The 14998-nt window shown below is 66.4% G+C and carries 14 protein-coding genes and 1 pseudogene; all 15 read left to right on the top strand.

All coding sequences use genetic code 11. The annotated features are described in order from the left end of the window. Positions 1-15: 15 nt before the first annotated feature. The 15 genes and pseudogenes from ACMX2H_RS00915 (at position 16) to ACMX2H_RS00985 (ending at position 14961) form a co-directional block, all read left to right on the top strand. Positions 16-1341, top strand: coding sequence for a homoserine dehydrogenase (locus ACMX2H_RS00915; RefSeq protein ID WP_414958571.1), 1326 nt, complete (start codon positions 16-18; stop codon positions 1339-1341). Further along, positions 1342-2442, top strand: coding sequence for a threonine synthase (gene thrC / locus ACMX2H_RS00920; protein ID WP_136787576.1), 1101 nt, complete (start codon positions 1342-1344; stop codon positions 2440-2442). It abuts the gene before it with no gap. Then, positions 2435-3421, top strand: coding sequence for a homoserine kinase (gene thrB / locus ACMX2H_RS00925; RefSeq protein WP_414958530.1), 987 nt, complete (start codon positions 2435-2437; stop codon positions 3419-3421). Before thrC ends, thrB begins: the two co-directional genes overlap by 8 nt. 321 nt (positions 3422-3742) lie before the next feature. Further along, positions 3743-5809 (top strand): transcription termination factor Rho, encoded by a 2067-nt coding sequence (rho, locus tag ACMX2H_RS00930; RefSeq protein WP_414958531.1) that lies wholly within the window; start codon positions 3743-3745, stop codon positions 5807-5809. Between the two features lie 203 nt (positions 5810-6012). Beyond that, complete coding sequence (gene prfA / locus ACMX2H_RS00935) at positions 6013-7092, top strand: peptide chain release factor 1 (RefSeq protein ID WP_136787578.1); 1080 nt, start codon at positions 6013-6015, stop codon at positions 7090-7092. A 6-nt stretch (positions 7093-7098) separates the two neighbouring features. Then, on the top strand, positions 7099-7944 hold the full coding sequence (gene prmC, locus ACMX2H_RS00940; RefSeq protein ID WP_414958532.1) for a peptide chain release factor N(5)-glutamine methyltransferase: 846 nt from the start codon (positions 7099-7101) through the stop codon (positions 7942-7944). Between the two features lie 18 nt (positions 7945-7962). Continuing rightward, positions 7963-8622: pseudogene (locus ACMX2H_RS00945) on the top strand (L-threonylcarbamoyladenylate synthase); the annotation flags it as partial. An 11-nt stretch (positions 8623-8633) separates the two neighbouring features. Beyond that, positions 8634-10508 (top strand): polysaccharide biosynthesis protein, encoded by a 1875-nt coding sequence (locus ACMX2H_RS00950; protein WP_414958533.1) that lies wholly within the window; start codon positions 8634-8636, stop codon positions 10506-10508. Next, positions 10505-11518, top strand: coding sequence for an MraY family glycosyltransferase (locus ACMX2H_RS00955; RefSeq protein ID WP_414958534.1), 1014 nt, complete (start codon positions 10505-10507; stop codon positions 11516-11518). Before ACMX2H_RS00950 ends, ACMX2H_RS00955 begins: the two co-directional genes overlap by 4 nt. Before the next feature lie 95 nt (positions 11519-11613). Further along, on the top strand, positions 11614-12120 hold the full coding sequence (locus ACMX2H_RS00960) for a hypothetical protein (RefSeq protein WP_414958535.1): 507 nt from the start codon (positions 11614-11616) through the stop codon (positions 12118-12120). After that, positions 12110-12382, top strand: a complete 273-nt coding sequence (locus ACMX2H_RS00965; protein ID WP_414958536.1) for a hypothetical protein — start codon at positions 12110-12112, stop codon at positions 12380-12382. The genes ACMX2H_RS00960 and ACMX2H_RS00965 overlap by 11 nt, the downstream gene beginning before the upstream one ends. Positions 12383-12468: 86 nt before the next feature. Then, entirely contained in the window at positions 12469-13275 is an 807-nt protein-coding gene (gene atpB, locus ACMX2H_RS00970; RefSeq protein WP_414958537.1) for a F0F1 ATP synthase subunit A, read from the top strand. A gap of 70 nt (positions 13276-13345) precedes the next feature. Then, the gene (gene atpE, locus ACMX2H_RS00975) at positions 13346-13549 is read left to right on the top strand and encodes an ATP synthase F0 subunit C (protein WP_074701684.1); all 204 of its coding nucleotides are present in this window, start codon (positions 13346-13348) and stop codon (positions 13547-13549) included. A gap of 48 nt (positions 13550-13597) precedes the next feature. Beyond that, entirely contained in the window at positions 13598-14146 is a 549-nt protein-coding gene (locus ACMX2H_RS00980; RefSeq protein ID WP_414958538.1) for a F0F1 ATP synthase subunit B, read from the top strand. Then, positions 14146-14961: a F0F1 ATP synthase subunit delta gene (locus ACMX2H_RS00985; protein ID WP_414958539.1), complete on the top strand. Its 816-nt coding sequence runs from the start codon at positions 14146-14148 to the stop codon at positions 14959-14961. The genes ACMX2H_RS00980 and ACMX2H_RS00985 overlap by 1 nt, the downstream gene beginning before the upstream one ends. Positions 14962-14998 lie beyond the last annotated feature (37 nt).

Consider the following 14998-nt stretch of genomic DNA (forward strand, 5'->3'; position numbering starts at 1 on the left):
GAGAGTTTGGGCAGCATGAAAACGCTGAAAGTAGCACTGTTGGGATGCGGGAATGTCGGAGCCCAGGTAGCCCGGATCCTGATTGACGACGCCGACGTGCTCGCCGCGCGTACCGGCGCGCGGCTGCAACTGACCGGCATCGCGGTGCGCGACGTCGCCGCCAAGCGGACGGTGGAGCTGCCCGCCGAGCTGTTCACCACCGAGGCCGAGCCGCTGGTCAAGGATGCCGACATCGTGATCGAGCTGCTGGGCGGACTGGAACCGGCCCGTACGCTGATCCGCAGCGCGATTGACAACGGGGCCGCCGTCGTCACCGGCAACAAGGCGCTGCTGGCGGCCGACGGCCAGGACTTGTACGCCCGCGCCGACGAAGCCGGCGTCGAGCTGTCCTTCGAAGCAGCAGTGGCCGGCGCCATTCCGCTGCTGCGGCCCATCCGAGAATCGCTGGCCGGGGACCGCATCACCAAGGTGATGGGCATCGTCAACGGCACCACCAACTACATCCTGGACCAGATGGATTCCACCGGCGCGCAGTTTGCCGATGCGCTGGCCGCCGCGCAGGAACTCGGCTACGCCGAAGCGGACCCCACCGCGGACGTCGAAGGCCATGACGCCGCAGCGAAGGGCGCGATCCTCGCGGAACTGGCCTTCCACACCGCGTTCGACCTGGCCGATGTCCAGTGCCAGGGCATCAGCTCCATCTCTGCGGATGACATCGCCGCGGCCAAGGACAGCGGCTACGTGATCAAGCTGCTGTCCATCGCGGAGCGGTTGCGCGGCCTCGACGGCCGGGAAGGCGTGGCCGTGCGGGTCCACCCGACCCTGCTGCCGCGCAAGCACCCGCTGGCCGCCGTACACGGAGCGTTCAACGCGGTCTTCGTGGAAGCCGAAAACGCCGGCGAAATGATGTTCTACGGCCAGGGTGCCGGCGGAGCTCCCACCGCCTCCGCCGTCGTCGGAGATGTGGTCAGCGCCGCCCGCCGCATGGTCGGCGGCGGTCCGGGCCGTACTGAAACCGCCACCGTGGCACTGCCCGCCGTTGGACTGGATTCGGTCCTGACCAGCTACTACATCGGCCTGGACGTGGCCGACCAGCCGGGCGTGCTTTCCCAGATTGCCGGCATCTTTGCCGAACACGGCGTCTCCATCGAGGCCATGCGCCAGACCATCCACGCCGAAGACGCCTTGGACACTGCCCGCGACGGCGGCCAGGTGTCCGCCGAGCTGCGCATTGTCACGCACCGCGCGTCCGAGGCTTCGCTGGCCGCGACGGTCGAAGCCGTGCGCGGGCTTGAAATTGTCAACGCTGTTACCTCTGTCCTGCGAGTAGAAGGAATCTAAGTGGCCCACCAATGGCGCGGCGTCATCCGTGAATACGCGGACCGGCTGCCGGTAACGGAGCAGACCGAGATCATCACCCTCGGCGAAGGCGGCACCCCGCTGGTGCGGGCGAAGGCTCTCTCCGAGCTGACCGGCTCCGAGGTGTACCTCAAGGTGGAGGGGATGAACCCCACCGGCTCCTTCAAGGACCGCGGCATGACCATGGCCATGACGGCGGCGGTGGAGGCCGGCGCCAAGGCGGTGGTCTGCGCATCCACCGGCAACACCTCCGCGTCCGCGGCCGCCTACGCCACCCAGGCCGGGCTGAAGTGCGCCGTGTTGGTGCCGGCCGGCAAGATTGCCATGGGCAAGATGAGCCAGGCCATCGCGCACGGCGCCGAAATCATCCAGATCAATGGCAACTTCGACAACTGCCTGGAAGTGGCCCGCAAACTCTCCGAGGCCTACCCGGTGTTCCTGGTGAACTCGGTCAACCCGGCGCGCATCCAGGGCCAGAAGACGGCCGCCTTCGAGACCGTTGATTATCTGGGTGACGCCCCGGATATCCATGTGATGCCGGTGGGCAACGCGGGCAACATCACCGCCTACTGGAAGGGCTACCAAGAGTACGCCGCGCCGTACCAGTCGGCGACTGCCGGCATGCTGGGCCCCGTCGCTACCAAGACCCCCACGCTGTGGGGCTTCCAGGCCGCCGGTGCCGCGCCGCTGGTGCTGGGCCACCCGGTCACCGAGCCGGAGACCATTGCCACCGCGATCCGGATCGGCAACCCGGCGTCCTGGGACACCGCCATCGCCGCACGCGATGAATCCGGCGGACTGATCGATTCCGTGACCGACGACGAAATCCTGGCCGCGCACCGCTGGCTGTCCTCGAAGGAGGGCGTCTTCGTGGAGCCGGGCTCCGCGGCGGGCGTGGCCGGCGTGATCAAGAAGCACGCCGCCGGCGAAGTGCCGTCGGGCAAGACCATCGTGATCACGGTCACCGGTCACGGACTGAAGGACCCGCAGTGGGCACTGCGGACCGAGGACGGCAGCGAAGCATCGCCGATCAAGGTGGACTTCGACGTGGTCAGCGTGGCCTCCGCCCTGGGTCTTGAGTAGCAGCACCTTGGCGGGGGAGGACACCGCGGTGGCCGGCCGCATTGCGCCCGGCCAGCGCGTCACCGTGCGGGTGCCGGCAACCAGCGCCAACCTGGGTCCGGGCTTCGACAGCCTGGGCCTGGCCTTGGCCTTTTACGACACCGTCACGGTGGAGTCGACCGACGACGGCGTCTTCCATGCTTCCGTCGCCGGCGAAGGCGCGGCCAACCTGCCCTCGGACGAATCGCACCTCATCATCCGCACCCTGCGCAGCACCCTGCGCCAAGCAGGGTACGACGCCGGCGGGCTGCGTCTGGAAGCCGAGAACCTGATCCCGCATGGCCGGGGCATGGGCTCCTCCGCCGCCGCCGTGGTGTCCGCAGTACTGTTGGCCAACGCCCTGCTTCCCGAGCAGGACCGCCTTGATGCAGGGAAGATCCTGCAGATCTGTTCCACGCTCGAAGGCCATCCCGACAACGTGGCGCCGGCCCTGAGCGGCCAGCTGGCCATCTCCTGGGAGGAAGCCGGAGTGTTCTACAGCACCCGTGTTCCGATCTGCCAAGGGATCGTGCCGGTGGTGGCCATACCCTCCTACGAACTCTCCACCGAAACGGCACGAAATCTGCTGCCCGCAACGGTGCCGCACCACGTGGCTGCGGCCAACTCCGGTCGCGCCGCACTGCTGGTCCACGCACTCACCCGCGACCCGTCCCTGCTGCGGGCCGGCACCGAAGAATGGCTGCACCAACGGCACCGCGCTCCAGCGATGGAACCCAGTGCCGCGCTGATCGAGTCGCTGCGCGGCCAGGGCCATGCGGCCGTCGTTTCCGGCGCCGGACCCACGGTGATGACACTGGCAGCGGACGAGGCCGAGGCAGTGCAGGTGCAACGTGCCATCGCTGCACACCTGGACCAGCACGACATGCCGGAGGGCTGGCGTGTTCTGAAACTGGCAGTAGACACAGATGGTGCTAAAGTGGAAGTGCACCCCCGGGATTAACCGGCGAGGAACCCTGTCCGGATGCTCCGGATTACGCAAGCCGAGTAGCCGTTGAGGCAGGATCCCCGTTCCAGGTGCAGCCTTTCAGGAGCCTTCCGCGGCACTCCACGGCGTTGCTGACGGCCATCGGCCGGACAGGACTTCACTCGTTCCAGCCGGACGGCTTGTTTCAGGGCTTCATATCTGTTCACCCGGACTTTCCTCGGCACGACGCCGCAGGCAAATGACGGACCCCGGCCGGGCTTCTCATGCAACGGTCGGGTGGCAAACAACGCGGTGCGCTTCATATGCACACCGCCCGACGAGGGGGAAGGATCCTTCGTGACCGAAACCACTGACCTGACCGCAGGTGTGGAAACAATAGACTCTCCTGCACCGAAGAGTGCAGGCCTTGCCGGCCTGAAGCTGGCCCAACTGCAGGTGCTGGCCGGACAACTCGGCATCACCGGCGGTTCCCGGATGCGCAAGGGCGACCTGGTCGCCGCGATTTCCGACCACCAGCGTGGCTCCTCGGTGGCAGACCGAGCCGCCAAGAAGGTGGACCAGCCGGCGCGCACCGAAGCTCCGGCTCCGGCTAAGGAAGAGACCACCGGCCCCGCAGGCGAGGGCGCCGGCAGCACCTCCGGCGGTGACCTCAACAAGGCCGCCGAGCGGGTTAGCCGCACCCGCAACCGCAACCGCCGCGCCAGCAGCGACGGCACCGTGGCATCTGCCGACAGCGAGGCCGCAACCGCCGATACTGCTAAGGCCGCCGCGGCGCCGGCCGAAGCCCCTGCCCAGGCTCCCGCAGCGGAGTCCGTGCAGGGCGACGGCGAAGTCCGCCAGGAGCGCCGCGGACGCGGACGCAACCGCCGTTCCGACTCCGGCCAGCAGGACGCAGCCGAGACCAAGGGTGATACCCAGCAGGAAACCGCCGAAACCGGCAAGCAGGACGAGAAGAAGGACGGCCAGGACGGCGCCGGCCAGCAGCAGCAGTCCGGCCGCGGCGAAGGCCAGTCCGAGCGCCGCAACCGCGACCGGAACCGCAACCGCAACGAAGGCGACCGCGACGGCCGGGACAACCGCGACAACCGTCAGGACGACGGCGAGGACGGCGGCCGCGGACGCAACCGCAACCGCCGCAACCGCCGCGACAACGACAGCAACACCCGCTACCGCGACCGCAATGAGCGCCGTCGCGGCCGCGACCGCGGTCCGGACGTAGACGACACCGAGATCTCCGAAGACGACGTGCTGCTGCCCGTCGCCGGCATCCTGGACGTGCTGGAGAACTACGCCTTCGTGCGCACCTCCGGCTACCTGCCGGGCCCGAACGACGTTTACGTCTCGCTGGCCCAGGTCAAGAAGTACAACCTGCGCAAGGGCGACGCCGTCGTCGGCGCCATCCGCGCCCCGCGTGACGGCGATTCGGGCGGCCAGAGCAGCCGGCAGAAGTTCAACGCGTTGGTCAAGCTCACCTCCGTCAACGGCAAGCCGGTGGAAGACAACAAGGACCGCGTGGACTTCACCAAGCTGGTTCCGCTCTACCCGTCGGAGCGCCTGCGCCTGGAGACCGAGCCGAAGAAGATCGGCCCCCGCGTCATCGACCTGGTGGCCCCGATCGGCAAGGGCCAGCGCGGCCTGATCGTCTCCCCGCCGAAGGCCGGCAAGACCCTGATCCTGCAGTCCATCGCCAACGCGATCACCACCAACAACCCTGAGGTCCACCTCATGATGGTGCTGGTTGACGAACGGCCTGAAGAAGTCACCGACATGCAGCGCACGGTCAAGGGCGAGGTCATTGCCTCCACCTTCGACCGTCCCGCCGACGACCACACCACCGTGGCCGAACTGGCCATCGAGCGCGCCAAGCGCCTGGTGGAAATGGGCATGGACGTGGTGGTCCTGCTGGACTCGATGACCCGCCTGGGACGTGCCTACAACCTGGCCGCTCCGGCGTCCGGCCGCATCCTCTCCGGCGGTGTGGACTCGTCCGCACTGTACCCGCCGAAGCGCTTCTTCGGCGCCGCCCGCAACATCGAAAACGGCGGTTCGCTGACCATCCTCGCCACCGCCTTGGTGGAGACCGGATCCAAGATGGACGAGGTCATCTTCGAGGAGTTCAAGGGCACCGGCAACATGGAACTGCGCCTGTCCCGCTCGCTGGCGGACAAGCGCATCTTCCCGGCCGTCGATGTCAACGCCTCCGGTACCCGCCGCGAGGAGAACCTGCTCTCGCCCGAAGAGGTCAAGATCATGTGGCGCCTGCGCCGCGTCCTCTCCGGTCTGGACACCCAGCAGGCGCTGGAACTGCTCACCGGCAAGATCCGGGAGACGCAGTCCAACGTTGAGTTCCTGATGCAGGTGCAGAAGACGACGCTCGGCTCGAAGGCTGAGAACGACAAGTAGCTGGTTTAGCCGCTCAAAATATGCCGGCCCCGCCCCTACGCGCGGAGGCCACGGCCCTTCGGCCCGCGTCCTCCGCGCTCCGATAGGCCCGAAGCCACTCCCTGGCCGGCATATTTTGAGCGGCTGTTGCTGTTAAGTCACCTTTCCGTGCCCGTCGTAGTCGTAGCTATTTAGACTTGTTGTGAGTCGAAAGAGGTTTGAAGATGTTTGAGTCCGTTCAGGGGCTGCTGGATGAGCATGCCCAGCTGCAGAAGGAATTGAGCGACCCTGCTGTTTATGCCGATCAGGCTCGGGCGCGGAAGCTGGGGCGGCGGTCGGCGGAGCTGAACGGCATCGTGGAGGCGCACAAGCGCTGGTCGCACCTGTCGGATGATCTGGAAGCGGCACGTGAACTGGCCGAGGAGGATCCGGAACTGGCTGCCGAGGTTCCGGGCCTGGAGGCCGAACTCGAGACGGCGCAGGAACGGCTCCGCCGGTTGCTGATCCCGCGCGACCCCGACGACGCGCGCAATGTGATCATTGAGGTCAAGGGCGGCGAAGGCGGCGACGAGGCGGCCCTGTTCGCCGGCGACCTGCTGCGGATGTACATGCGCTATGCGGAGTCGCGCGGCTGGAAAACCGAAATCATTTCCGCCACGGAGTCCGACCTGGGCGGCTACAAAGACGTGCAGATGGCCATTAAGGGCAATTCCAACGACCCGGCCGAAGGCGTCTGGGCCAGGCTGAAGTTCGAGGGCGGGGTGCACCGCGTGCAGCGGGTTCCGGTGACGGAATCGCAGGGCCGCATCCACACCTCCGCTGCCGGCGTCCTGGTGCTTCCCGAAGTGGACGAGCCGGAAGAAGTGGACATCCACCAGAACGACCTGAAGATCGACGTGTACCGGTCCTCCGGGCCGGGCGGCCAGTCCGTGAACACAACCGACTCGGCGGTGCGCATCACCCACCTGCCCACCGGGATCGTGGTGGCGATGCAAAACGAAAAGTCGCAGCTGCAGAACCGCGAGGCCGCCATGCGCGTGCTTCGGGCACGCCTGCTGGCCCACCAGCAGGAGCAGATCGACGCGGCCAACTCCGAGACGCGCAAGTCGCAGATCCGCACCATGGACCGTTCGGAGCGCATCCGCACGTACAACTTCCCGGAAAACCGGATCGCCGACCACCGCACCGGCTACAAGGCCTACAACCTGGATGCCGTGATGAACGGTGAACTGGAACCGGTGGTGCAGTCCGCCATCCAGATGGATGAAGAACACCGGCTGGCCGCGTTGGGCGAGGAGAACTAGCCAGCGGTGCCCGGCACGAATTTGGCCGAAGCCCTCGCCGCCGCGGCAGCGCGGCTGGCAGAGGCCGGCGTCCCTTCGCCGCGCGTGGACGCCGAATTGCTTGCCGCCCACTTGCTGGGCGTTTCGCTGGGGCGGGTCCGTGCGCTGGCGCTGATGGACGCTGAGTCTCCGGACGGCCTGGAGGATCTGGTGGCTGAACGCGCCACCCGGGTTCCGCTGCAGCACATTACCGGCCGGGCCTTCTTCCGTCACGTGGAACTGCAGGTGGGGCCGGGCGTCTTCGTGCCACGGCCGGAGACCGAGACCGTCGCACAGCATGCGATTGACCAGGCGCTGGCCCTGCCGGCTGCCAAAGTGGTGGACCTGGGCACCGGATCCGGCGCCATCGCCGCGGCCGTCGCCAGCGAAGTGCCCACGGCCACCGTCTATGCGGTGGAGCTGAGCGACCTGGCGCATGCCTGGGCCGAACGGAACCTGGCGCCGCTGGGGGTCACCTTGCTCAGGGACGACCTGCGCACCGCACTGTCCGAGCAGGACGGGACGTTCGACGTCGTGGTGTCCAATCCGCCCTACATTCCCGCCGAGGCGGTGCCGCGCGAGCCCGAAGTCGCCGATCACGATCCGCAGATGGCGCTTTACGGCGGGGGAGCGGACGGCATGGAATTGCCGGCCGCCACGGCCGCGACCGCGGCGCGGCTGCTGAAGCCCGGCGGCTACTTCATCATGGAACATGCCGAGGTGCAGGCCGCAGCGGTGCTGTCCCTCCTGCAGGCTGCCGGATGCTGGCAGCAAGTGGCTACCGAGTACGATCTAACCGGGCGCGAGCGGGCCACGTCCGCTCGTCGGTTATGAGAATGGAACAATGAAACTGTGAGCACCACTTACAACTGCACCGACGCCGCAGACCGCAGCGAGGGCCTGGCGGCAGCACAGGCCGCCCTCGCAGACCGGCAGTGTGTCGTCATGCCCACCGATACGGTCTACGGGATCGCCGCCGACGCGTTCTCGCCCCAGGCGGTGGCAACCCTGCTGGCCGCCAAGGGCCGCGGCCGGAAAATGCCGCCGCCGGTTCTGGTGCCGCGGCCGCAGACCATGGATGGGCTCGCCACCGACGTGAGCGACGAAGCCCGCGCCCTCGCCGACGCCTTCTGGCCGGGCGGCCTGACGCTGATTTTCCGTGCCCAGCCGTCGCTGACCTGGGACCTGGGCGAAACGAAGGGCACCGTGGCCCTGCGGATGCCCGACGACGAGCTTGCGCTGGAGCTGCTGGCGGCCACCGGACCGCTGGCCGTATCCTCCGCCAACCGCACCGGCCAACCCTCGGCGCAGACCGCCGCGCAGGCGATGGAGCAGCTGGCCGAGTCGGTGGACGTCTATCTGGAAGACGGCTTCCGTCCTGCCGAAGGCGCGACGGCGGTGCCCTCCACCATCGTGGACTGCACCTCCAGCCCGCTGCGGGTGGTGCGGGAAGGCACCATCAGCCTGGAAACCTTGCGCACCGTTGTCCCGGATGTCCTTGGCCTGGGGGAGACGGTAGAAGCATGAGCCGCGTTTCCGCTCTTCCCCCCGGCAAGACCGCCAGCAGCGACCGCGCCCTCTGGCTCTGGTCGCAGATCCTGCTGGACTCCCTTGCCTGGGTCGTGGCGATTGTGCTGGCAGTTTTCCTGCGCTACGAAATGGCGCTGAGTCCTGCCAAGATCCCCGGCATCATCCTGCTGTGCGCGCTGGCAATAGCCGCGCAGGTTGCCGTGGGCTCCGCCTTTGCGCTCTATAAGGGGCGCTACAGTTTCGGCAGCTTCCACGAGGCCAAGCTGCTGGTCATGGTGACCATCTCGGTCTCCGTGATCCTGACCGTCGGGCTGCTGACCTTCGGCATCTCGCTGGGCATCGCGCGCGGCACCGGCCTGATCGCGTTCCCGTTCGCCTGCTTGTTCATGGCTGCGGTGCGCTACCTGAAGCGCATGTATGTGGAGAGCAAAGCCAAGCCCGGCGAACAGGCCGAGCGGACGCTGATCTACGGCGCCGGTTTTGTGGGCAACAACATCGTCACCCGGATGAGCAACGATCCTGCCTCGCCGTGGCTGCCGGTGGGCCTGATCGACGACGATCCGTCCAAGAAGCACCTGCGCATCGCATCCGTTCCGGTTTTGGGCAGGATGGAAGACCTGCCCGAGATCGTGCACCGCACCCAGGCAACCGTCCTGCTGGTGGCGATCGCGGATATCGACTCCGCGCAGATGCGCAAAATTTCCGACACCATCGCCGGCCTGAACGTGCGGGTCCTGGTGGTGCCGCCGCTGAAGGACATGCTCACCGGTCGGCAGGACTTCTCCTTCCGCGAAGTAGCGATCGAGGACCTGATCGGGCGCCAGCCGGTGGACATCCACGTGGAGGAAATCGCCCATTATGTGACCGGCAGGCGGGTCCTGGTCACCGGCGCCGGCGGGTCCATCGGGTCCGAGCTGTGCCGGCAGATCCACGCCTTCCAACCGGCCGAACTGATCATGCTGGACCGCGACGAGACCGGCTTGCAGGGCACCCAGATTTCAATCACCGGCCAGGGTCTGCTCACCGGCAAGGACACCGTGCTGGCCGACATCCGCGACGCCGCCGCACTCGAAGCCATCTTCCTGGACCGCAGGCCGGAAGTGGTGTTCCACGCTGCGGCGCTGAAGCACGTTTCGCTGCTGGAGCAGTACCCGGAAGAAGCCTGGAAGACCAATGTGCTTGGCTCGCTGAACGTGCTGCGGGCCGCCCGCGCCGCCAGGGTCGAGACCTTCGTGAACGTTTCCACCGACAAGGCAGCCAACCCCACCACCGTGCTGGGGCACTCCAAGCGGGTGGCGGAGAAGCTGACGGCCTGGGTGGCGCAGCAAACCGGATTGAAGTATGTCTCCGTCCGGTTCGGCAACGTGCTGGGCAGCCGCGGATCGGTGTTGCCGCTGTTCAGCGAGCAGATCCGCAAGGGCGGTCCCGTCACCGTGACCGACGCCGAGGCCACCCGGTTCTTCATGACGATCCCGGAAGCCTGCCAGCTGGTGATCCAGGCCGGCGCCATCGGTACGGGCGGCGAAGTGATGATTCTGGACATGGGCGAACCGGTGAAGATCCTGGATGTGGCCGAGCGGATGATCGCGATGTCGGGACGGGACGTCGAGATCGTCTTCACCGGCCTGCGCCCGGGGGAGAAGCTGCACGAAGACCTGATCGGGGAGGGCGAAAGCGATTCGCGGCCGCTGCACCCCAAGATTTCGCACGCGAGCATCGACGGCCTCGATCCCGACCGGATGAGCCTGGCCGATTGGAAGAGCCGGCAGCATCTGGTCTCCGCCTCGACGGGTGCCCTGGACACTGTCCCGGTGGCGGTTGCACCGGAGGACAACCTTGAACCCGACGGGCGGGAGCGGGCCTCGTGACCACAGCCGTGGTGGCCGTGTTGGCGGCCCTTCTGCTGAGCCTGCTGCTGCCGTTCGCGCTGATCCCGCTGCTCAAACGGCTTGGCGTGCTTGATGTGCCGAATGAACGGTCCTCGCATACGCGGCCAGTAGTGCGCGGTGTCGGCATCACTGTGGCGGTCGGGCTGGTGGCGGGCCTGTTGATCGGCGGCATCGGCGGTGCCACTGACTCTTCCCAGTTGCTGCTGGCGGTTGCCTCAGTGGCGGCCGCCGCAGCGCTGTTGGGCTGGGTGGAGGACTTCCGCGGGCTGTCCATCCGCGGCCGGGCTGCGCTGCAGCTGGGCATCGGCACCGGCGGCACCGCACTGGCGATAGTACTCACCGACCAGACCTGGTGGTGGCTGCCGCTGGGCGCCCTTGCCCTGGCCGCCTACATTAACATCGCAAACTTCATGGACGGCGTGAACGGCATCTCCGGCCTGCACGGCACCGCGGTCGGCTTGATGTTCGCCGCCGCCGGCGCAGTCACCGGGCATGGCTGGTTGGTGGTTGGCGGGGCCGTCGTGGCGGCCGCATTCGTGGCGTTCCTGCCCTGGAACCTCGGCCGGGGCAACGTCTTCCTGGGCGACGTCGGCAGCTACCTGTTGGGTGCCTCCCTGGCCATGCTGGGCCTGACCGCTTTCCTCGACGGAGTCGCCGCCGAGTACCTGTTGGGCCCGGTGGCCATCTACCTGGCGGACACCCTCGCCACGCTGTTGCGCAGGATCAGCGCGGGGGAGCAGTGGTACGCGCCGCACCGCACCCACGCCTACCAGCGGCTGACCGACGTCGGCTTCAGCCACCTGCAATCGGCTCTGCTGGTCACCGGCTGCTCGTTGCTGGCCGGTTTCTGCGGCTATCTCGCCGCCGAATCGGACCTGATGGGCAAGGCAGCGGCGATCGTCGCGGGCGCCGCCGTCGTTATTTTCTATCTGCGTTCGCCGGTGATCTTCAGCCGACGGTCATCTAACGCTGCAGGACCCGCAGCGTAACAGCGGGTCGTGACTCGTCGGCCAGTTCTATCTCATGTAGAATTATTCCGGCCGGTTCCGGCCAGCTCACGACGACTGCGACCGAACGGACTCCCATGCGCGCCACCCGCCACGACGGCACCCCCGCCGCCGGCGGAGCCATCGGCGCGTCCGGGCCGACCCGGTCCCCGTGGCTGAAGATCCTTCGCGCTTCCTTGACGGCAAGCGGCACAGCAGCCGCGCTGATCATCGTGGCGGCCGCCATCCTAGCCGGCCCAGCCGGCGCGGTCAGCGCCCTGCTCGGCGCGGTGCTGGTGATGTTGTTCTTCGCCATCAGCCTGCTGGTGGGCCATTTCGTCGGACGGACGAATCCGTCCGGCGCCATCGGCGCCTTCATCGCCACCTACATCATCAAAGTGGTGGGATTCGGTGCCGCACTGTTTCTCATCGGCACACCGGACTGGCTGGAACGGACCTGGTTCTTCATCGCGGCGGTAGCTGCCGTCGTCGTGTGGCAGGCCGCAGAGGTCTTCGCGTTTTCGCGCACCCGGCACCAGCTGTACGCCGACCCCGAGCCGGAAGACGGTCAGCAGCGGAACGGGGGATCCGGCGATGGCAGCTAACGGCTCACCGGGCCCGGCGAACAACGATTCCGGCGACCACTCCACCTACCAAGGCGGCAACACCGTCCTGACCTATATTCTTGGCGGGATCATCGCCTGGGGTTTGATAGGCTGGGGACTGGACTATCTGCTGGATACCCGCTGGCTGATTTTCGCCGGTGCCGTTCTAGGCGCTGGAGGCGGATATTACTTGGCCCGCAAACACAAGCTCACGCGCGGCGCTCGGCGTCGCCATGAGGGCGGCCCGGGGGACCACACCTAAATGTCAGACAACTTCATATGGTGGCCTGCCTTGACGGCGACCCACCCTGAAACGCCCAAAGATGGACACTGCAGAGAGGAAACGCGTTGATCGCGCTTGCGCTTCCGGCGGCCGCTAATGAAGGTGGCTTCGTCCCACCGACCCTCGAAGACATGCATCTACCGGAGATTCTTCCGTGGATGGCCCCCTACGGCGAGGGCTTCGGCAAGCAGATGCTGCTGGTCCTGCTGTCCGTCGTGCTGATTTCCTGGTTCTTTGTTGCGGCCTCCCGCCGCGGCCAGCTTGTCCCCGGCAAGCTGCAGTACCTGGGCGAAATGAGCTACAACTTCGTCCGCAACTCGGTGGGCAAGGACATCATCGGTGAGCGCGACTTCAAGCCGTTCGTACCGCTCCTGTTCGCCCTGTTCTTCTTCATCCTGGTGAACAACCTCTTCGGCTCCATTCCGTTGATCCAGCTGCCGACCACGTCGCATGTGGGAACGGCCTACGCCTTGGCCGGCATCGTCTACGTCACCTGGATTGTGCTCGGCATCAAGAAGCACGGCATCGGCTACTTCAAGCTGGCCGTGGTGCCTTCCGGTGTGCCGAAGGCCATCCTGCCGCTGGTGGTCGTCATTGAGATCATCTCTACCTTCCTGGTCCGTCCGGTCACGCACAGTCTCCGACTCTTCGCTACCATGCTGGCCGGCCACCTGATCATCATGCTGGCCGCTGCCGGAACCCAGTTCCTGTTGGTGGACGCGGACTTCTGGCTGAAGCCGCTGGGCATCCTCACCCTCGCTGGCGGCGTGGGCATGTACTTCTTCGAAATCCTGATCCAGGTTCTGCAGGCCTACGTGTTCGTCCTGCTGACCGCGATCTACATCCAAGGCTCCCTGGCCGAGGAACACTAAGTTTCCCCGCTGGGGAAGAACCTGAACCAACAACCTGCTCCCTCCAAGGGGGCATCTTGAAAGGAAAAAAATGGAAGGCAATATCAACCTCGTCGGTTACGGTCTCTCCGCTATCGGCGGTGCCATCGGTGTGGGCCTCGTGTTCGCTGCTTACATCAACGGCGTTGCCCGCCAGCCTGAGGCACAGCGTGTGCTTCAGCCGATCGCGTTCCTGGGCCTGGCACTGACTGAAGCTTTGGCCATCCTCGGTCTGGTGTTCGCGTTCGTCCTCTAATCAAGGCAACGCGGACCATCCACACCGAATAGATAGGACGGGTGAGATATGAATCAGGCAATGATCCTCGCCGCCGCGGAGGGTGCTAACCCTCTGATCCCTAACGTCTGGGAAATCCTCGTCACGCTGATCGGCTTCGCGATCCTCATGTACATCGTCGCCAAGTTCGTCGTTCCGGCGTTTGAGAAGACGTTTGCAGAGCGGACCGAAGCCATCGAGGGCGGGATCGCCAAGGCGGAGGCGGCCCAGGCTGAAGCCAGCGCTGCGCTGGACGAATACAAGCAGCAGCTGACGGACGCCCGCGCGGAAGCCAACCGCATCCGTGAGGACGCACGCGCCGAAGGTGCCCAGATCCTGGCGGAGCTGAAGGAAAAGGCACAGGCCGAAGCCGCACGCATCAGCGAGCAGGCACAGGTCCAGATTGACGCCGAGCGTCAGGCTGCCGTGACCTCGCTTCGCAGCGAGGTCGGATCCTTGGCGACCGAACTGGCTGGCAAGATCGTCGGCGAAGCGCTGAACGACGACGCGCGTTCTGCCCGCGTTGTGGATCGCTTCCTTGCTGACCTTGAGTCCCAGAGTGCAGGTGCTGCTAAATAATGGCCGGTGTATCGAGCGAGTCGCTGAAAGCGGCACTGCAGGAGCTGGAGGCTAAGCTTCCCACCGCTTCGCTGTCCCTGGCTGAGGAACTCTTTGGGGTCCTGGGCCTGTTGGACAGCAATGCCGGACTGCGCCGTGCCCTGACCGACCCGGCGCGCGACAGCAAAGAGAAGGCCGAACTGTTCGGCCGTCTTCTCGAGGGGAAGGTCTCGGCGGATGCCCGGGACATCGTCACCTCGCTGGCTGCTTCGCGCTGGGCCTCTGCGCGCGACATCGGGGACGCTTTGGAGACCCTGGCGGCCACCACTGCTGTCGCTGTTGCAGAGAACAAGGGCCAGGGTGTTGACGGACTCGAAGGTCTGGAGAGCGACCTGTTCGCGTTCAACCGCATTGTCGGGTCGGATCACGACCTGCAGCGCGCTTTGGTTGAGCCCCAGGCTTCTGACGAAGCCAAGACGGCGCTGGCACTGCAGCTGGTGCCGAGCGCGGGTCCGGCAGCCCAGCTGCTGATCCGGCAGGCAGTGACCGCACCGCGCGGCATCAAGCCCACGGCACTGGTAGAGCGGTTCGTCCAGCTGGTGGCCAAGCGCCAACAGCGTTGGATCGCGGAGGTCAGCGTCACCCGTCCGCTGACCAGCGAACAGGCGACCCGCCTGCAGGCCGGTCTCGACCGGCTGTACGGCCGTGGACTGAAGATGAACGTCAACGTCGATCCGAGACTGGTCGGCGGCGTGCGGGTCATGGTCGGGGACGAGGTCGTGGATGCATCCGTGATCTCCCGCCTGGCTGAACTCCGCAGGAGTCTCACGGTGTAGTTTCCGCCCGGAAACTGGGACCGAAAGCCTCACACAG

The sequence above is a fragment of the Arthrobacter sulfonylureivorans genome (assembly GCF_047607445.1).
Lineage (GTDB): Bacteria > Actinomycetota > Actinomycetes > Actinomycetales > Micrococcaceae > Crystallibacter > Crystallibacter sulfonylureivorans_A.